The sequence below is a fragment of the Brachybacterium sp. GU-2 genome, assembly GCF_030866705.2.
In the GTDB taxonomy this organism is placed as follows: domain Bacteria; phylum Actinomycetota; class Actinomycetes; order Actinomycetales; family Dermabacteraceae; genus Brachybacterium; species Brachybacterium conglomeratum.
This window is the reverse complement of record NZ_CP133037.2, coordinates 759846-777691: the sequence shown is the minus strand read 5'-3', so window position 1 is coordinate 777691 and position 17846 is coordinate 759846. Positions and strand designations below refer to the sequence as shown.

Below are 17846 nucleotides of genomic sequence, written 5' to 3'. Positions count from 1 at the left end.
GTGCTCGGCGTTCGGCGCCGGGCATGGTCGTGGTCATGGCCGGTCACCTCAGTTCATTCCGACCGGGCCGCGCCCGGCCCCGTCACGGCTCGTACTGCGGCCGAACGCCGAGATCGGGGGCAGCTCACGCTCCTTTGCACCCAGGCGCGTGACGCCGCGGGCGAGGCCGTCGTGGGCCTTGTGTGCGAGGTTCGCCTCGAAGTCGATCGCCAGGCGTGAGATCTGCCCGGTGCCTCTCGCCATCAGGTCCGAGGTGCGTACCCAGTCAACCCCGCGCGCCTTGCGCAGTGCCGGATCAACATCCGCAGTCTCAGTCTTGGCACCGGTTGTGCGGGTGACGTCGGCGGCTTGGATCGCCTCCGGAGCACCCGGTGTCTCCGCCCGGTCAGGGCGGGTCGTCTCCGGCGGGGGCGTGTCCTGCCTGCCGGGGTTGTCCTGCTCGTAGGGGTTCATGATTTCTGCTCCTTCTCCTCATCTGATTCGTTGTGGTGCTCGGGCACTGCCGAGGTCTCCTGGTCTGCGGCGGGCGCGGGATCGGTGCGGGGGAACCAGCGGCCGACGGTCGAGGCGTGCACGCCGAGTTCGCGCGCGATCGCCTTGTTCGACCAGCCCCGCCCCCGCAGCACTGCCGCCCGTTCCCGCCGCCCAGCACCTGCCAACGTTGGCGGGTCGGGCTCAGCCGATGGGGTTTCGGCCACCGCCTCCAGCACGGGCACATCCGATCGGTCAGGCTCTGTCTGCTCGCCCAGCACCTTGGCGGCCGGGGCCGGCGTTGTCGCTACCGCGATGCCCGTGGCCGAACGTGGCCGCTCGGGAAGCTCCGGCAGAAGGAGCGGTGCGGCCTGTGCCTGCGCGCCAGCGGTCTCGGAGACCTCCAGCGCCGATCCTGACTCCGGGGTGGGGGTGATCGGCGTGGGGACCGGGGTTCTGGTGGAGCGGGTCAGGACCGTCGTCAGATGCGTGGAGGCCAGCAGCACGAGCGGCGGGACCGCGGCGACGATGGCCGCGAGCAGGCCCGGCACGGAGGCGTCAGCGGCGACGAGGGCGTGCGCGGCGTTCGCGCTCACCGACATCAGCGCCCCGGCGATCAGCAGCACCCACGGGTACCAGGCCGCCCGATGCCCGTCGAGGGCGACGACCGCGACGGTCGCGACCACGATCAGCCCGTCCACCAAGAGCGGCCAGATCCACGCCTGGTTCCTGGTGATGCCCGAGCGCACCGCGAGATCGGCCAGAGCGACGAAGCTCAGCCAGAACGCGCCGCCGCCGATCAGCACCGTCCCCGACGCGGCCGCGACCACCGCCCATCGCCGCCCCGACAGCCCGCCCATCACAGCCCCCGGCCCGCCCGCGTCGCAGCCGGCACCGGCCCGAATCTCTCCGGCACGGACTCGGCCCGGGTCGAGGTGCCGACACCGGTGGTGATGGTGCGGTAGGCGGACTCGACGGTGCGAGTGATCTCCCGCTGCCCGAAATCCGGCTGCTCCACGCTCGCAAACGCATCCAGCGCCTCGGAGACCGGCACATTGCCCTCGGCGAGGCGGCAGGCGGCCCAGAACAGCTTGAGATTGCGATCCGTGGACTGCCCGCTCAGCCAGGACGCCATCCGACCCGCATCCACCATCGCCCCTGCATCCGAGATCGGGCCGGTCTTCGGGCGGGGCCGGGGCGGGGTGAGAAACTCCCGCAGGCGCTGCGCATCCAGCGCCCGCCCGTCGGTGGGGGCGAACGAGGTGGGGCGGTAGAGCACGCTCTCGCCGTCGATCTGGCGGCGCGAGGGCGGGACGATGATGTAGCCGCGATCCCCACGGAAATCCACCCCGGCACGGCCGGCCTGCCACGACGGCTGTTCACTGTCGGCGGCCGGGAAGTAGATGTGCAGGCCGCCGGTCGGTGAGCGCACCATCGTCTCCCAGCCATGCACCAGCCCCTCCCGCCGCGCGGCGCGGATCGCGTCGAAGCCGTTGACGCCGTGCACATCGACATCCACCACGGAGACGCCCGAGGCTCGGCCGGTGGGCATGCCGATGTTCGCCGCCGGGAACCTGCGCCACCAGGCCTCCACCTGCGCCGGGTCGGTGGTGGCGTCGTGGAAGCCGCGTCGGGTGATTGGCTGCTTGCCCTCCGGCGCGCACGGGAACACCGGCACCCCGGACTGCGCGAACACCATCGCGGCCCGCCCCAGCGGCCAGGACGCATCCATCTGCCGGACCGCCCGAGTAAACCTGCTCTCGGACATCACAGCCCCCGCCCCAACACGACCGCAGCGGCCCGCTCCGGCGCCGGCAACGGCGCCACTTGCCGACCGGGCGTGTCCTGCCGTGGGCTCTTCGGGGCCGGGCCGTCGCGTTCCAGCCCGGGCGGTGTGCCGTCGGGCACCTGGTTCGTGTCGAGGCCGTCGAGGATGCTGAGCGCGGTCTTGCGGATGCGCTCACCGGCGGCCTGCACGACCTCGACCGGGTTCTTCCCGTCGACGTTCGCCGCCCACCCGGCCACGTACGGGATCGTGTAGCCCGTGGTGTCCATGCCGTGGGCGGCGCCGATCATCAGCGCCACCGATTCGGCCTCGACCTCACCGATCCCGCGATGCTGCCGCGCCTCCTCCTGGTCCGGCCCATGCATCAGCACATGCCCGAGCTCGTGGGCGAGAGTCTTCACCTGCGCGGCGTCGTCCATGTTCGTGCGCACGGCGACTTGCCGGGTCGAGTAGTTCGTCAGCCCGTTCGCGCCGCCGATCATGCCCTCGTGCGGCACCCACAGCAGCTCGAACCCCTCCGCCGTGACCTGCTCCGCCAGACCCTCGCGCAGACCTTCGGGGGCTTCGCCAGCGAGCAGCCGTGGCGCTGGCCGTTCGGGGATCGGATCGCCGCTGGTCTGGGAGGCGTCCCAGACGTAGGCCGGGCGCACGCCGACCATGCGGGAGCGCACGACCTCACCGGGCTTCGGCTTCTCACCCCGGTTCAGACGCCGCCAGGAGTCCGGATCGGCCGGGTTCGTCGAGGCGAACCTGCCAGTGACCGGGGCGAGGATCTGATACCCGGCCTGGCCCTTCTCGACCTGTCGGCCCAGCTGCTGCCACTGCTTGTATCCCGCGACCAGGGTGGGGAACGGTTCGGGCACCCCGCCGGCCTCGAATGCGGCCTGGTGCTGCTCCCAGATCAGGCAGACGTTGTTGAAGCTCCGCGACCGGAACCGGGCAGCGAACCGCATCGCATCGGCCCAGTTCTCACCGGTGACCAGCCGTTCGACGGCACCGGTGAGCTTCTCGTGGAGCTCGTCGAGCTTCGCTTCCCGCTGTTGGCGGGCTTCCTCCCTCGTCGCCATCGTCGGCCTCCTCTCGGCAGGCCAGCCGCGAGGTCGCGGCTGGCCTTGCACCAGCGAGGTGAGCCAGGAGCTTCCGGCGAGTCAGACGGTCAGCGAACGGAACAGTCGGTAGGTTGGCCGTCAGGACACGGGCGGCACCTGACGTGGACCTACTGGCGTATCAGCCTCAGAGCCTGCGTAGGGCTGGAAGCAGCTGAGTCCGGTCGGACGCCGGACGAAGTGATGATTTCCCGGACGACTCTGCTGCTATCTATCCGCGACAACCGGGCGCATGGAGCGGTAGCGACTCGGGCTGAGCCCGACGTGCTCGATGAATGCCTCCGTCGCCCGTGAACGGCTGGACCAGCCGACGCAACGACCTACTGCTGCGACAGAAAGATCGGACTCGCGCAGCAGCCTGGCCATCTCCTGCACGCGAAGCATCGTCAGATACGCGATCGGGGTCTTCCCGAAGGCATCGACGAACACACGGGTCAATTGCTGCGGGGAGAGCCGCACCCTCTCGGACAGCTCGTGGAGTGTCCACCTATAGGCGACGTTTTCATGCAGTGCCTCCCGTGCCAGCAGCGCCTCCGGACGGAGAGGGGCTAACCTGCGACTGCGCGGCAGCACTGGACGCGCGCGTGCACGCTGCAATGGTGTCAGCCTCGCAGGCGAGACCCGGATGAATCGTCCGAGCACATCCATGACAGCGAACCAGAGTGCCTGGAGTCGGTTGAATCTCTCTCGGAACCGTCTCTCAACGCTGAGCGCGACCATCTCATCAATCCACGGCACAACCATCCCGGCCCGATCTCTGCCGAGTCGCAGGATCTGCGCTGGTTCAGAGTAGATCTTCTCCGCGAAACCGGGGGCGTCAAGCCGATCGTGCAGCACCGCAGAGTGCTGCCAGAAGAACTGATCGAGAGCGAAATCGGTATCGACACGGATCGACGTCACCGACACTTGGCACTCGGGCTCGCAGCTGAACAATACGTTCGGGCCGAGAAGGATCGCATCGCCCACGCTGACCGGCTGACGACCGAACTCGCTGAACATGATTGCCGAGCCCGACCTAATGAACAAGATGTTGAGGCAGTCGTAAACCACCGGGCCGACAGGCCGGTGGACGGCAAGCGTCTGGGCGACCAGCGGGCTACGCCAATGTGCATCACAGGAGTGCCTCGCTGCCTCTGGCGTGGAGTAATTGTCAAGACCTGTGGATCGGCGTGTCACGCTACGTGTTGCTGGTTTGCTGATTCCTCGGGTCGTTCGACGAGCTTTCCCTTCTCGAAGGTGGCGCCGGCGCGGACGAGGGCCACGAGGTGGGGTGCGTTGACCGCGCGCCAGCGTCGTTGCGCGGACTCGATGAGCTTGAACGCCATGGCGATGCCCGCGGCGCGCGAGCCCGGTCCCTTGGTGACGCGCTGCCGCAGCCGGACGGTGGCGAACGTGGACTCGATCGGGTTGGTCGTGCGCAGGTGCACCCAGTGCTCGGCCGGGAAGTCGTAGAACGCCAGCAGCACGTCCAGGTCCTCGGTGATCTTCGCGGCCGCCTTGGGCCACTTCGCACCGTAGGCGGCCGCGAACGCCTGCGCCGCGGCCTCGGCGTGCTCGCGGTCCTGCGCGTTGTAGATCTCGGCGAGGGCGGCCTTGGCGTCCTTGTGCACCGACTTGGGCAGCGCGGCGAGCACGTTGCCGATCTTGTGCCACCAGCACCGCTGCTCGGCGGTCTCGGGAAAGACGTCCCGCAGCGCACGCCAGAACCCCAGGGCGCCGTCGCCGACGGCAAGGACGGGGGCGGCCATGCCGCGACGCTTGCACGAGCGCAGCAGGTCTGCCCAGGACTCGGTGGACTCGCGGTGCCCGTCCTCGAGCGCGACGAGCTCCTTGGTGCCGTCGGCGCGGACGCCGACCATGACGAGCAGGCAGACCTTGTCCTGGGTCAGGCGGACCTTGAGGTGGATCCCGTCGACCCACACGTACACGTAGTCGGTCTCGGCCAGCGACCGCTGGTTGAACGCGGCGGCCTCGGCCTGCCACTGCTCGGTCAGCCGGGTGATCGTCTTGGCCGATAGTCCGGAGGCGGTGCCCAGGAACTGCTCCAGCGCCGGAGCGAAGTCCGAGCTCGACAGGCCGTGCAGGTACAGCAGCGGCAGCACCTCGGCCAGCTGCGGGGACTTGCGGGCCCACGCGGGCAGGATCGCCGAGGCGAACCGCTTGCGCTGACCGGTGGCCTCATCCACCCGCCGGTCGTTGACCCGAGGCTGCCGGACCGGGACCGCACCAGCGGCGGTGGTCACCACCCGGGGCGCGTGGTACCCGTTGCGCACCACGAGCCGGTGGCCGTGCTCGTCGACCTCCTCGATGAACCGCTCAATGTAGGCGGCGACCTCGGCCTGCAGCGCGGCCGCGAGCATCTGCCTGGCGCCATCGCGCACGATCTCATCCAGCAGCGACCCACCCCCAACGGTGGTCGCGTCGACGTTGGACTTGGTGCTCTCCTGGACTACCTTGAGCATGGGCGTACCTTCCCGAGCCGGCGCGCCAACGCCGACCCTGATCAGAACTTGTATGGGCTTCAGATCTTGCTCGGGAGGTACGCCACTTTCACGTCACCCCGCCGAGGGCCATCCACAGGTTCTGATCATTGCTCTCTGGCGTGGCCGCGCACTCTTGCTGGCTCTTGTCTGATCCGCTCACTAATCTCGAACGCCTGTGGAGCCGGACGAGCTCGCCAGTTCCGAACCAACAGCAATAGCGCATGATCGCTGTGGGGCGGGAGTCGGTTTCGTACCAGTCTTCGCTGCCTTCGTCGATGCGGCAAGGCAGTCCACGGTTCTGATGAGCCGAGGGGTCACTACTCTCCGACGCGCATCGACAAAACCCAGCGGATCGCCCCGCAGCATCGGTGCACCACAAGGCACACCTCGGACGCTCCAACCATCGTTTGCAGCACTTGCGCGATGCAGCTCACACGATCGCCTCCCTCCTTGCGGAATACCTGACAGGGGTATAGCGTTGACTTGTACACGTACCCGGTAGGGGTACTACCGACATGCAAGGAGGATACCTGATGGCTTCGAACGATTACCAGGTGACGGGCATGACCTGCGGCCACTGCGAGATGTCGATCCGCGAGGAGGTCAGCGAGATCCCCGGCGTCCAGGACATCCAAGTCAGCGCGCAGACCGGCAAGCTCAACGTCACCGCCGAGGGTGAGATCGACGACGCCAAGGTCCTCGCGGCGGTCGAGGAGGCCGGCTACTCGGCGGTGCGCGTCTGATGAAGGCCGGAGGACGGCTCGCGCTCTACGGGGCCGGGTTGGTGGTGGCGTTTGGCGGGGCCTTCGGCCTCGCCGGCGCCGTCATTCCCGATAGCTTCGCAGCAGCATGGGCAGAAGGAAGTAACGTGAACGCACACGGTGAAGGGCACGGCGACGCTGCGCAGGAAACCGCGGAGCCCGCTCTGAACGGGGTCTCCGCAAGCGCGGACGGCTTCGTGCTCTCTCCGGTCCAGGCCCCCACGGCCGCAGGCGAGGATGGAGACCTGAGCTTCCAGATCCTCGACGAGTCCGGCGAACCGGTGACCGAGTACACCACCGCGCACGAGAAGGACCTGCATCTGATCGCCGTGCGCACCGACGGCGCCGGTTTCCAGCACGTGCACCCCGAACTCGACACGAGCACAGGCACCTGGTCGGTGCCGTGGACCTGGGACGAGGCGGGCACCTACCGCGTGTACGCCGACTTCACACCCGCGGGCGAGGAAGCCGAAGGCATCACTCTCACCCGCGCAATCGAGGTCGCGGGCGACTTCACCCCTGTCGAGACCGAGGCGCAGACCACCGACGAGGTCGACGGATACACCGTCTCCCTCAACGGCGACCTCACTGCGGGCACCTCAAGCGAGCTCACCATCTCGGTCGAGCGTGACGGTCAGCCGGTGACCACGCTGGAGCCTTACCTGGGCGCGTTCGGCCACCTGGTGGCGCTGCGCGAGGGTGACCTCGCCTACCTGCACGTCCACGCCGAGGGCGACGAGCCCCAGGCCGGGGACACGGCCGGACCCGAGATCCGATTCGCAGCGGAGGCCCCGACCGCCGACCGTTACCTGCTCTACCTGGACTTCCAGGTCGACGGGCAGGTGCACACCGCCGAGTTCGTGATCGACGCCGAGCACGGTGACGGCTCGAAGACAGACGATTCGCATTCCGACGGCCACTGACCCGCAGGGCTTGGCGTCGCACGAGAGCTGAGAAAGAAGGAAGAGGATGAGCACATCAGCGCCCCCAACGGGTGGGCCGGACATCGAGTTGGAGATCGGCGGGATGACCTGCGCCTCCTGCGCGAACCGGATCGAGAAGAAGCTGAACAAGCTCGATGGCGTCGCGGCCACCGTCAACTACGCCACTGAGAAGGCTAAGGTCACCGTGCCTGCCGGCTACGATCCGTCACTGCTGGTCGCCGAGGTCGAGAAGACCGGGTACACGGCCGCACTGCCCAAGCCCAAGGACACTACGGCGAACATGTCGGAGACCGAGGCCGGGGAGGAGGAAGACAGTGAGCTCACCTCGCTGCGGCATCGGCTGATCGGCGCGATCGTGCTCACTGTTCCCGTGATCGCGATGGCGATGATCCCCGCGCTGCAGTTCACGTATTGGCAGTGGGCCTCACTCGCCCTGGCCGCACCGGTGATCATCTGGGGAGCTTGGCCGTTCCACAAGGCGGCGTGGACGAACCTCAAGCACGGTGCGGCGACGATGGACACGCTCATCTCGATGGGTACCTCCGTCGCGCTGCTGTGGTCGCTCTATGCGCTCTTCCTCGGCACTGCCGGCACTCCCGGCATGACGCACCCCTTCGAGTTCACGATCGCTCCGTCGGATGGCGCGGCGAACATTTATCTCGAAGTCGGCGCGGGCGTGACGATGTTCATCCTCGCCGGCCGCTACTTCGAGAAGCGATCCAAGCGCCAGGCCGGGGCCGCGCTGCGCGCCCTCCTGGAGTTGGGCGCGAAGGAAGTCGCCGTACTCCGCGACGGCGTAGAGGTGAAGATCCCCACCTCTGAGCTGGCGGTCGGCGACGAGTTCATCGTCCGTCCAGGCGAGAAGATCGCCACCGACGGTCTCGTGACCTCCGGCTCCTCCGCGGTGGACGCCTCGATGCTCACCGGCGAGTCCGTGCCGGTCGAGGTCCGCGAGGGCGACTCGGTCACCGGTGCCACCGTCAACGCCGGCGGCCGCCTGGTCGTGCGGGCGACTCGTGTGGGTTCGGACACACAGCTCGCACAGATGGCGAAGCTCGTCGAGGACGCGCAGACCGGCAAGGCCGAGGTGCAGCGTCTGGCCGATCGTATCTCCGGCATCTTCGTGCCGATCGTCATCGTCGTCGCGTTCATCACCCTCGGCGCCTGGCTGGGAGGCGGGTTCCCCGTCGCTGCCGCGTTCACCGCAGCGGTCGCTGTGCTCGTCATCGCCTGCCCCTGCGCGCTGGGTCTGGCGACCCCGACCGCGTTGCTCGTCGGCACCGGGCGCGGTGCGCAGATGGGCGTCCTCATCAAGGGCCCGGAGGTGCTGGAGTCCACTCGCAAGGTCGACACCGTCGTGCTCGATAAGACCGGCACCGTCACCAGCGGCAAGATGACTCTGACCGACGTGATCACTGAGCCCGGTGTGGATCGTGCGGAGCTGCTGCGTTTCGCCGGTGCACTGGAAGACTCTTCGGAGCATCCGATTGCGCAGGCGATCGCCAAGGGCGCGACCCAGGAAGTCGGCCAGCTGCCTACTCCAGAGGACTTCGCCAATGTCGAGGGCAAGGGCGTGCAGGGCATCGTCGAGGGGACCCCGGTCGTCGTCGGCCGCGAGTCTCTGCTGGCGGACTGGTCGCAGAAGCTCTCTCCGGAGGTCGCACAGGCGAAGGCCCAGGCCGAGGGCGAGGGCAAGACGGTCGTCGCGATCGGCTGGGACGGTGCTGCGCGCGGCATCCTCGTCGTCGCCGACACCGTCAAGCCCACGAGCGCCGAGGCGATCCGCGGGCTCAAGGAGATCGGCCTGACCCCGGTGCTGCTCACCGGTGACAACGAGGCCGTGGCCCGCCAGATCGCGTCCGAGGTCGGCATCGACGAGGTCATCGCCGAAGTGCTACCCAAGGACAAGGTCGACGTCGTCACTCGCCTCCAGGAAGAGGGCAAGATCGTCGCGATGGTCGGCGACGGCGTCAACGACGCCCCCGCGCTCGCGCAGGCTGATCTGGGCCTGGCGATGGGCACCGGCACGGACGTCGCGATCGAGGCCTCCGACATCACGCTCGTGCGCGGTGACCTGCGGGCCGCCGTCGACGCGATCCGCCTGTCCAGGAAGACCCTGTCGACGATCAAGACCAACCTGTTCTGGGCATTCGCCTACAACACCGCCGCGATCCCGGTCGCTGCGCTCGGCATGCTCAACCCCATGCTCGCAGGTGCGGCGATGGCGTTCTCCAGCGTCTTCGTCGTCGGCAACAGCCTCCGCCTGCGCGGGTTCACGAGCGTCGCCTCGAAGTGACGTACGAGAACCCACCCATCCACACGAATCCAATAACGAAGGAACACCAGAGAATGAGCAGCTGCTGCAGCACGAACGAGACCAACCCGGCCGTGGAGAACGGTGGACGCGAGAACCTTCTTGGCGGGGGCGCCGATGACATGACCACCTGCCCGGTCATGGTCGGCACCCCGGTCAGCAAGAAGACCGCCGAGGCCGTCGGCCTCTACCGCGACTTCGAGGATGAGCGCTACTACTTCTGCTGCGCTGGTTGTGGGCCTGCGTTCGATTCGGACCCGGCCAAGTACGCCGCCAACATGGCGTAATCCACCAGCGTGCGGGGTGCCGCGGCACCGCTGCGGCACCCCGCCACCTGATCGGAGCGAACCGACATGACCACTACGACTCCCACCACCGAAACCCACCTCGACACCTGCCCCGCAGGAGGCGACGGCGACGCGTCCGTCCACGGATACATCAGCGATAAGACGAAGTACCGCAATCGTCTGCGGCGCCTCGAAGGCCAAATCCGCGGCATCGATCGGATGGTCGACGAGGACCGCTACTGCATCGACATCCTCACCCAGATCTCCGCAGTCACCAGGGCACTCGAAAATGTCGCCCTCGGCCTGCTCGACGATCACCTCAAGCATTGTGTCCTCGACGCCGCACTCGCCGGCGGACCAGTGAGCGAGCAGAGGCTCGGCGAGGCGTCCGAGGCCATCGCCCGCCTCGTGCGCTCCTGACGCCGGCGCATCAGTTCGATCACGACCAGCAGTTCAGGAGTTCTTCTATGACCCCACAGCACGTTCTCATCCTCGGCTCGGGAGCAGCCGGGGCCGCAGCCGCCCGCACTCTCGCCTCACGCGACGATGTCCGGGTGACGCTGGTGACCCGCACCGGGGAGACGCCCTATACGCGGATGCTCATCAAGGGAATCGCGTTCGGTCCGACACCGCCGGAGATGATCAAGCTCCCGCTGCCTCAGATCGAGGTCATCGCCGACACCGTGCTCAAAGTCGATACCTCGGCGAAGCAGGTCCAGCTGACCTCCGGCGCACAGGTCTCCTACGACGCGCTCATCGTCGCGACCGGGAGTATGCCTCGCTCCCTGCCCGCTGACGTGTTCGGCGGCGAAGACGCCGGACAAGGGCGGGTCACCGCTCTTCACTCCGTGGAGGATGCCCTGGGCATCCGAAAGCTGCTGACCGGACTGGGGCGACCCGCGCGGGTAGCGATCTACGGCGGTGGAATCATCGCAGCCGAGACAGCCTCGTCTCTGCAAGCCGACGGACACATGGTCACGCTGGTCTCCCGCAGTTCAGTTCCCGGCGTCGGAGCGTTTGGGGCGCCCGTGGCTGAGCGCCTCGCCGCCGACCATGCCGCCAAGGTGCAGGCCCGATTCGGTCGCACTCTCCAGCATGTCGACGAAACAGAATCCGGTGTCACCATCACCCTCAACGACGGAAATCCCGTCGTGGCTGACTTCCTTCTCCTCGCGCTCGGCACGACGCCCGCAGCCCCGTCACCGTGGACGAACGGTATCGACGTCGACGATCACCTCCGCGCCGCGGCAGAACACGTCTACGCAGCCGGAGGTGTGGCCACGCACCACGACGAGGCACTGGGCGCCTGGCGCATCGACCATTGGGAAGACGCCGCCGCACAGGGTGCGCATGCCGCGCAGGCCGCATTGCACGACCTCGGCATTAGCGACGATCCGGGCGCCTACCTGCCACGCAGCCCTTACATGGCAATGGTCTACGGTCAGATGATCTCCGGAGTCGGGTACACAGCCGGCGCAGACGCCCACCTGGAAGCCGGTGAGGAGTTCATCGTCCGCCACGAGACCGACGGCATCGTCGTCGGCGTCACTGGCATCGACGCAGTCGGCACCGTCTACCAGTGGGGGCAGCAGCTCCACGGCGTGCGGGCATAGGCGATGGCGGGAGACTGTATTAGGCAGATCCCACGGCGGGGCTTCGTGCTCTCGCTGGCAGCGACCATTCTCATGATGGCCGCTGCCAGCGCGCCGTCCTTGTTCTACCCCCAGATCGCCGAACGGCTCGGACTCATCCCCGTCGCCACCACACTCGTGTTCGCGGTCTACACCTTCACCCTCCTGGCCGCGCTGCTCTACCTCGGACCACTCTCCGACCACGTCGGCCGACGTCCGGTCGTGGCCGCCGGTTCTTTGGCGCTGGCGCTGAGCGTGGCCATGTTCTGGTTCGCCGGTAGCCTCGCGGCGCTCCTGGTCGCCCGAGCCTTGCAAGGGCTCGCAGCGGGTCTGCTGATCCCGGCGCTGTCGGCGATGATGATCGACTTCGAGTCCCCGTCGCATCGGAACATCGCAGCCCTGTGGAACACGATCGGCCCGATGATTGGCCTTGGGGCCGGGGCTCTCGGTGCTGCGCTTCTCCTCGATCTCACCTCCGAACCGACAACTGCCGTCTTCGGGTCGCTCGTGCTTGCCTTCCTCATCGTGGCAACGGTCGTGTGGAGCACACCGGAACTGGCCCCGAAGACCCGGATACGACGTGGCGACCTCCGTCCGCGGTTCACCGTGCCACCGCACCTGCGCCGCATGTTCACCGCCGGAGTGCCCGTGATCATCGCCGGGTGGGCGACCAACGGGCTTTTCCTCGCGCTCGGAGCCGACCTCGTCGGCAGTGAGCTTGGGGGCTCCACGCACACCCAAGCTGGGATCGTCATCTTCGCACTGGCGATCTCCGGAGTCACCGCCTCGTCCGTCCTACAGCGGCGTTCCGCCCGCACCATCAGCCTGTATGCGACCAGTGCCCTGGCGTTCGGCACCGCAGTGAGCATCGGCGCCCTCGCACTCGGTTCCTACTCAGCCTATGTCGCCTCGGTCGCGATCGTCGGTTCCGGGTTCGGCACAGCGTTCCTCGGGGTACTGCGCACACTCATGCCCCACACGGCATCGTCGGAACGCGCCGCCGTGATGGCTGTGATCTACACAGTTGCCTACCTGGCATTCGGCGTGCCCACCATCGTCGCCGGATTGCTCGTGCCGGTGCTCACCCTGTCGGGGACGATGACGATCCTCGGTGCGATCATCATCGCCCTCAGCCTCGTCGCCACCGTCCTGCGCCTGCGCATCCCGCACCCGGCCGCAGGCCCGGCAGAGACTGACGACTTCCCCGAGCCTCCCACCGGCTCTCACCGCCGATCCGCACCCGACCGAGAGGAGCAGCCATGACCTACGTGATCGCGCTTCCCTGCGTGGACGTCAAGGACCGCGCCTGCATCGACGAATGTCCTGTCGACTGCATCTACGAGGGCGAACGCTCGCTCTACATCCACCCCGACGAATGCGTCGACTGCGGAGCCTGCGAACCGGTCTGCCCCGTCGAGGCCATCTACTACGAAGACGACCTGCCCGACGAATGGTCTGACTACTACAAGGCCAACGTCGAGTTCTTCGACGAGTTGGGTTCTCCCGGAGGAGCCGCGAAGATCGGACCGACGGGCTTCGACCATCCCCTCATCGCCGCATTGCCCATCCAACACGAGCAGACCCTCTGAGAAGGGGCTTCCGATTGATCCATACCGACACAACACACAATCCTTGACTAGTACCCCCTAGGGGTATATGGTAGGCATATTGATGAAAGGAAATGACATGCAGAGGAGACTGCGAACAGGACTGGCAGCGGGAGCGCTCGGAGTGGCGCTCGTGCTCGCCGGTTGCGCCAGCGGAGCAGACGACGACCAGCAGACCGACCCTTCGGCTACTGAGGAGCATCAGGGCCACGGCGGCAACAACGCAGAAAGCGGTGATGAGGAGATGGAGCACCCGATGGACGGCGGACCGGCACCCGAGGGTATCGCCGAAGCCAGTGAGCCCACCTACCCTGTCGGTACCGAGGTGCAGCTCACGGCCGACCACATGGAAGGCATGGAAGGGGCTACAGCAACGATTTCCGGCGCATTCGACACGTACACGTACTCCGTGAACTACACGCCCGCAGGTGGCGGCGACCCCGTCACTGATCACAAGTGGGTCGTGCAGGAAGAAATTGAGGATGCCGGCGACGAGCGTCTGGCCGACGGCACAGAGGTGACTCTGCTCGCCGAGCACATGGAAGGCATGGAAGGCGTAAAGGCCACCATCGCTTCGTCCACCGATGAGACGGTCTACATGGTCGACTACGAGACGGACGGCATGAAGATGACGAACCACAAGTGGGTCGTCGAGAGCGAGATCCAACCAGCGTCCTGAGCCGACGTTCGCTTGCCCGGCCACCGGGTGAGCGGCAATCGGCCTGGCTCGATGACGGAGGAGAGGAATCATGACGGACCCGAACTCACACCAGCACCACGGCCATGAAACCGATACACCCGCCCACGGCGAGCATCACCACGGGTCTGTGTCCGCGCACGCCTCGGCGGATGCGCACGGCACGCGCGAGGGTCAGCACACCGGGCATCAGGGCCACGCCATGGACCACGGGCAGCACTCAGGCCACACGGGCCTCGACGAGCACGGCGGCCACGATGAGCATGCCCAGCACGGTGGGCACGGAGATCACAGCGGCCATGGCGGGCACGGGGACCACGTTGGCCAGTTCCGCCGGCTGTTTTGGATCAACCTCGTCATCGCCATCCCCGCGGTTGCCCTCTCACCGATGTTCGCCATGCTGCTGGGCTACGAGGTCCCCGGCTGGGCGGGCTGGGTCGCCGCGGCACTGGGCACCGTCATGTACGTCTGGGGCGGCAGGCCCTTCCTCACCGGTGCCGTCAGCGAGTTGAAGTCCCGCAAGCCCGGGATGATGCTACTCATCGCTCTGGCGATCACGGTGGCCTTCTTCGCCTCCTGGGCCGCCACGCTCGGGCTCGTCCATCACGAGCTCGAATTCTGGTGGGAACTGGCGCTGCTGATCGTCATCATGCTGCTGGGCCATTGGATCGAGATGCGCTCCCTGGCCCAGACCACCTCGGCGCTCGACTCGTTGGCGGCACTGCTGCCAGACGAGGCCGAGCGCGTCGAGGGCGAGAACGTCGTCAAGGTGGCCCCAGCCGACCTCGACGTGGGCGACGTGGTCATCGTGCGCCCCGGCGGCAGCGTCCCGGCCGACGGAACCATCGTCGACGGCCGCGCCGACATGGACGAGTCCATGATCACCGGCGAGTCCCGCCCGGTCTCTCGCGGCGAGGGCCAGACCGTCACCGCCGGCACCGTCGCCACCGACTCCGGTCTGCGGGTGGAGATTACCGCCACCGGTGACGACACCGCCCTGGCCGGCATCAACCGGCTCGTCGCCGAGGCGCAGAACTCATCCTCCCGCGCCCAGCGGATCGCCGACAAGGCCGCGGCCTGGCTGTTCTGGTTCGCTCTTGGCGCGGCGCTGGTCACTGCGGTCGTCTGGACGCTCATCGGCATGCCCGACGAGGCCGTCGTGCGCACCATCACCGTGCTCGTCATCGCCTGCCCCCACGCCCTCGGCCTGGCGATCCCGCTGGTCGTCTCCATCGCCACCGAGCGAGCCGCCCGCGGAGGCGTCCTAGTGAAGGACCGCCTGGCGCTGGAGTCCATGCGGCAGGTCGACGCGGTGCTGTTCGACAAGACCGGCACGCTGACCAAGGGCGAGCCCACCGTCACCGGCGTCGAGCCGACCGGCGAACTCGACGCCGACCAGGTCCTCGCCCTCGCTGCCTCGGCCGAGGCCGACAGCGAGCACCCGCTCGCCAAGGCCATCGTCACCGCCGCCAAGGACAAGGGCCTTGCCCTCCAGCAGGCCAGCGGCTTCTCATCCTCGCCCGCCGTCGGCGTCACCGCGACCGTCTCCGGCCAGGAGGTCCGCGTCGGCGGGCCCCGGCTGCTCGAGGAGACCGGTCAGCACGAGGTCGGCACGGCCGAGGCATGGCGCTCCGAGGGCGCGATCATTCTGCACGTTCTCCGCGGCGGCCAGGTGGTCGGCGGGCTGAGGCTCGCCGACGAGGTCCGGCCAGAATCCCGCGACGCCGTCGACGCCCTCCACGCCCTCGGTGTCGAGGTCGTCATGATCACCGGCGATGCCGAGGCGGTCGCGAACGAGGTCGGACGGGAGCTCGGCATCGACCGCGTCTTCGCCGGCGTGCGCCCGGAGGACAAGTCCGCGAAGGTCTCCCAGCTGCAGGAAGAGGGCAAGAGGGTCGCGATGGTCGGCGACGGCGTCAACGACGCCCCGGCTCTGGCGCAGGCCGATGTCGGCATCGCGATCGGCGCGGGCACCGATGTCGCCATCGCCTCGGCCGGGGTGATCCTGGCCAGTTCCGACCCACGCAGCGTGCTCTCGATCATCCAGCTGTCGCGACGCGCATACGGCAAGATGAAGCAGAACCTGTGGTGGGCCGCCGGCTACAACCTTCTTTCGGTGCCGTTGGCGGCCGGTATCCTGGCACCGGTGGGATTCGTCCTGCCAATGTCGATCGGCGCGATCCTGATGTCAGCCTCCACCGTGGTTGTCGCGCTCAACGCCCAGCTGCTGCGGCGCATCGACCTCACACCCGAAGCCAGCACGCGTTCCGTCCTGGAGCGCCAGAAGTAAGGACATGCCCATGTCTGTCGATACCGATTCCCACCAGCACGGCTACATCAGCGACAAGGAGCGCTATCTCGGCCGCATGAAGCGCATCGAAGGACAGGCGCGTGGGATCGCGAAGATGATCGATGAGGAGAAGTACTGCATCGACATCCTCACCCAGGTCTCCGCTCTGACCCGTGCCCTCCAGGGGGTTGCGACTGGTCTGCTCGACGACCATCTCAAGCACTGCGTGCTTGATGCCGCCAAGCTCAGCGACGAGGCGGCCGTCGAGAAGATCCAGGAAGCCACCGACGCCATCAACCGGCTCGTTCGCTCCTGAACCCGGACCCCGATCACCGCGTTCCAGGACACGGCGGGCACAAACCCTCAGGATGCCAGCGCGCTTGCTCCTTGCCGACGCGCCGTCCGCCCGCGACGCGCTCACCTTCGCTAAGCGGGCCGCGCAGGCCGGTGCCCATGGCGTGCGCTTGCAGGCCGCGGCCGGGCTGCTGCGCATGAGCGCAGCCGCGCTAACGCCCCGTGGTCCGCTCGACCGCACTCCTACGATCCTCGTCCTTCGCACGCTCCGCTCCGACCCTCAGCTGCAGTGCGACGTCACCGTGGAAACGTTGACCGCGACCGCCGACCCTCTTACCCTGGCGTTGCCGGAAACCGCGCTGGCACCCGCCTGGACCAGCGTCGAACCCCCGCAACACGGGTGGAGACTTATTGCGGATGTGTCCAGCCTGACGCTGATGCGCAGCGCCCGTGCCGGCATCGAGGCCGTCGCCCAAGCACTTCCCGACAAACCCGGCGACGATGTCGTCCGCAAGATCCGGGGCACGGTTTGGGGTACCCCGGACACGGCACTCGCATCGCTGCCACAAGGCGTTGCGTTCGCCGCCTACGTCTTCGGGTTCCTCAGCCGAGGAAACGGGGCCACGATCTCAACCGCCGGCCGTTGGACGCGGTTGACCCTCCCGACTGGACACGTGCTCCTGCGCGGACCCGTCGCCTCTGGCCTCACCCCGATCCGCCGCACCCGGCCACGCGTTTCCGAGTCCGTCACATCGATTGAATAACCCTTGATACCCTATAGGGGTATGGGGTAGTATTGATGACTATGAAGAAGGTTGAGCACGTGCACGCCACGTATGACACACCGCATCTGAATGCGGCGGTCGGAGTCTTCGCGTTGCTGGCGAATCCGGTGAGTGTGAAGATGATCCTCGCCATTCGCGACATCGAGGTCTCTGCCAATCATCTGGCGGACATCGTCGACCTTCCCGTCGACCAGACCTCCCACGAGCTTCACCGCCTGGAGTCGGCCGGGATCGTGAGTCGGCAGCGACGCGAGTCCGGCGACTTCTACCTATTGAACGGTGTGCATGCCGGGGCGCTGGCTGAGGCTGCGATCTTCCATGCCGAACATCAGCAGCAGGAACGCACTCGTGCGGGTTCTCCCACCTCGAACTCGCGACCGAACTGACAGA

The 17846-nt window shown here is 67.5% G+C and carries 19 protein-coding genes; 13 read left to right on the top strand and 6 right to left on the bottom strand.

The features are described 5' to 3' along the window. Positions 1-48: 48 nt before the first annotated feature. From RBL05_RS03630 to RBL05_RS03605, 6 genes are all read right to left on the bottom strand, one after another. Positions 49-453, bottom strand: coding sequence for a hypothetical protein (locus RBL05_RS03630; RefSeq protein WP_167560397.1), 405 nt, complete (start codon positions 451-453; stop codon positions 49-51). After that, on the bottom strand, positions 450-1331 hold the full coding sequence (locus tag RBL05_RS03625) for a DUF2637 domain-containing protein (protein WP_205772204.1): 882 nt from the start codon (positions 1329-1331) through the stop codon (positions 450-452). Before RBL05_RS03625 ends, RBL05_RS03630 begins: the two co-directional genes overlap by 4 nt. Continuing rightward, entirely contained in the window at positions 1331-2239 is a 909-nt protein-coding gene (locus tag RBL05_RS03620) for a bifunctional DNA primase/polymerase (RefSeq protein WP_235044703.1), read from the bottom strand. Before RBL05_RS03620 ends, RBL05_RS03625 begins: the two co-directional genes overlap by 1 nt. Beyond that, entirely contained in the window at positions 2239-3324 is a 1086-nt protein-coding gene (locus tag RBL05_RS03615) for an ArdC-like ssDNA-binding domain-containing protein (RefSeq protein ID WP_167560395.1), read from the bottom strand. The genes RBL05_RS03620 and RBL05_RS03615 overlap by 1 nt, the downstream gene beginning before the upstream one ends. Before the next feature lie 246 nt (positions 3325-3570). Continuing rightward, complete coding sequence (locus RBL05_RS03610; protein ID WP_308740592.1) at positions 3571-4362, bottom strand: helix-turn-helix transcriptional regulator; 792 nt, start codon at positions 4360-4362, stop codon at positions 3571-3573. Between the two features lie 173 nt (positions 4363-4535). Continuing rightward, the gene (locus RBL05_RS03605; RefSeq protein WP_125106307.1) at positions 4536-5825 is read right to left on the bottom strand and encodes an IS256 family transposase; all 1290 of its coding nucleotides are present in this window, start codon (positions 5823-5825) and stop codon (positions 4536-4538) included. Between the two features lie 554 nt (positions 5826-6379). On the opposite strand from RBL05_RS03605, the gene RBL05_RS03600 reads away from it, so the two are divergent. The 13 genes from RBL05_RS03600 (at position 6380) to RBL05_RS03540 (ending at position 17842) form a co-directional block, all read left to right on the top strand. Beyond that, positions 6380-6589, top strand: a complete 210-nt coding sequence (locus RBL05_RS03600) for a heavy-metal-associated domain-containing protein (RefSeq protein ID WP_006213359.1) — start codon at positions 6380-6382, stop codon at positions 6587-6589. Next, a complete protein-coding gene (locus tag RBL05_RS03595; protein WP_040560308.1) occupies positions 6589-7530 on the top strand; it encodes a hypothetical protein in 942 nt (313 codons plus the stop codon). Before RBL05_RS03600 ends, RBL05_RS03595 begins: the two co-directional genes overlap by 1 nt. 46 nt (positions 7531-7576) lie before the next feature. Further along, a complete protein-coding gene (locus tag RBL05_RS03590; protein WP_167560393.1) occupies positions 7577-9847 on the top strand; it encodes a heavy metal translocating P-type ATPase in 2271 nt (756 codons plus the stop codon). 53 nt (positions 9848-9900) lie between these two features. After that, positions 9901-10152 carry a YHS domain-containing protein gene (locus tag RBL05_RS03585; protein WP_167560391.1) on the top strand — a complete coding sequence of 84 codons (252 nt, stop codon included), beginning with the start codon at positions 9901-9903 and terminating at the stop codon, positions 10150-10152. 66 nt (positions 10153-10218) lie between these two features. Further along, a complete protein-coding gene (locus tag RBL05_RS03580) occupies positions 10219-10572 on the top strand; it encodes a metal-sensitive transcriptional regulator (RefSeq protein ID WP_006214162.1) in 354 nt (117 codons plus the stop codon). Between the two features lie 47 nt (positions 10573-10619). Then, positions 10620-11765: an FAD-dependent oxidoreductase gene (locus RBL05_RS03575; protein WP_167560389.1), complete on the top strand. Its 1146-nt coding sequence runs from the start codon at positions 10620-10622 to the stop codon at positions 11763-11765. Positions 11766-11840: 75 nt separating this feature from the next. Continuing rightward, positions 11841-13046, top strand: coding sequence for an MFS transporter (locus tag RBL05_RS03570; protein ID WP_159544036.1), 1206 nt, complete (start codon positions 11841-11843; stop codon positions 13044-13046). Further along, entirely contained in the window at positions 13043-13372 is a 330-nt protein-coding gene (gene fdxA / locus RBL05_RS03565; protein ID WP_006214165.1) for a ferredoxin, read from the top strand. The genes RBL05_RS03570 and fdxA overlap by 4 nt, the downstream gene beginning before the upstream one ends. 97 nt (positions 13373-13469) lie before the next feature. Continuing rightward, entirely contained in the window at positions 13470-14069 is a 600-nt protein-coding gene (locus RBL05_RS03560; RefSeq protein WP_158493366.1) for a YdhK family protein, read from the top strand. A gap of 70 nt (positions 14070-14139) precedes the next feature. Further along, positions 14140-16377: a heavy metal translocating P-type ATPase gene (locus RBL05_RS03555; protein WP_205772203.1), complete on the top strand. Its 2238-nt coding sequence runs from the start codon at positions 14140-14142 to the stop codon at positions 16375-16377. 10 nt (positions 16378-16387) lie between these two features. Next, on the top strand, positions 16388-16693 hold the full coding sequence (locus tag RBL05_RS03550) for a metal-sensitive transcriptional regulator (protein WP_006214168.1): 306 nt from the start codon (positions 16388-16390) through the stop codon (positions 16691-16693). Between the two features lie 64 nt (positions 16694-16757). Beyond that, complete coding sequence (locus RBL05_RS03545) at positions 16758-17435, top strand: hypothetical protein (RefSeq protein WP_240941236.1); 678 nt, start codon at positions 16758-16760, stop codon at positions 17433-17435. Between the two features lie 41 nt (positions 17436-17476). Further along, positions 17477-17842, top strand: a complete 366-nt coding sequence (locus tag RBL05_RS03540; protein WP_061873197.1) for an ArsR/SmtB family transcription factor — start codon at positions 17477-17479, stop codon at positions 17840-17842. Positions 17843-17846: the final 4 nt, after the last annotated feature.

Bases quoted from the DNA above. Each gene is read 5' to 3' on its own strand.
- RBL05_RS03630 (WP_167560397.1), bottom strand. From the start codon at position 453: ATGAACCCCTACGAGCAGGACAACCCCGGCAGGCAGGACACGCCCCCG.
- RBL05_RS03625 (WP_205772204.1), bottom strand. From the start codon at position 1,331: ATGGGCGGGCTGTCGGGGCGGCGATGGGCGGTGGTCGCGGCCGCGTCG.
- RBL05_RS03620 (WP_235044703.1), bottom strand. From the start codon at position 2,239: ATGTCCGAGAGCAGGTTTACTCGGGCGGTCCGGCAGATGGATGCGTCC.
- RBL05_RS03615 (WP_167560395.1), bottom strand. From the start codon at position 3,324: ATGGCGACGAGGGAGGAAGCCCGCCAACAGCGGGAAGCGAAGCTCGAC.
- RBL05_RS03610 (WP_308740592.1), bottom strand. From the start codon at position 4,362: ATGTTCAGCGAGTTCGGTCGTCAGCCGGTCAGCGTGGGCGATGCGATC.
- RBL05_RS03605 (WP_125106307.1), bottom strand. From the start codon at position 5,825: ATGCTCAAGGTAGTCCAGGAGAGCACCAAGTCCAACGTCGACGCGACC.
- RBL05_RS03600 (WP_006213359.1), top strand. From the start codon at position 6,380: ATGGCTTCGAACGATTACCAGGTGACGGGCATGACCTGCGGCCACTGC.
- RBL05_RS03595 (WP_040560308.1), top strand. From the start codon at position 6,589: ATGAAGGCCGGAGGACGGCTCGCGCTCTACGGGGCCGGGTTGGTGGTG.
- RBL05_RS03590 (WP_167560393.1), top strand. From the start codon at position 7,577: ATGAGCACATCAGCGCCCCCAACGGGTGGGCCGGACATCGAGTTGGAG.
- RBL05_RS03585 (WP_167560391.1), top strand. From the start codon at position 9,901: ATGAGCAGCTGCTGCAGCACGAACGAGACCAACCCGGCCGTGGAGAAC.
- RBL05_RS03580 (WP_006214162.1), top strand. From the start codon at position 10,219: ATGACCACTACGACTCCCACCACCGAAACCCACCTCGACACCTGCCCC.
- RBL05_RS03575 (WP_167560389.1), top strand. From the start codon at position 10,620: ATGACCCCACAGCACGTTCTCATCCTCGGCTCGGGAGCAGCCGGGGCC.
- RBL05_RS03570 (WP_159544036.1), top strand. From the start codon at position 11,841: ATGGCCGCTGCCAGCGCGCCGTCCTTGTTCTACCCCCAGATCGCCGAA.
- fdxA (WP_006214165.1), top strand. From the start codon at position 13,043: ATGACCTACGTGATCGCGCTTCCCTGCGTGGACGTCAAGGACCGCGCC.
- RBL05_RS03560 (WP_158493366.1), top strand. From the start codon at position 13,470: ATGCAGAGGAGACTGCGAACAGGACTGGCAGCGGGAGCGCTCGGAGTG.
- RBL05_RS03555 (WP_205772203.1), top strand. From the start codon at position 14,140: ATGACGGACCCGAACTCACACCAGCACCACGGCCATGAAACCGATACA.
- RBL05_RS03550 (WP_006214168.1), top strand. From the start codon at position 16,388: ATGTCTGTCGATACCGATTCCCACCAGCACGGCTACATCAGCGACAAG.
- RBL05_RS03540 (WP_061873197.1), top strand. From the start codon at position 17,477: ATGAAGAAGGTTGAGCACGTGCACGCCACGTATGACACACCGCATCTG.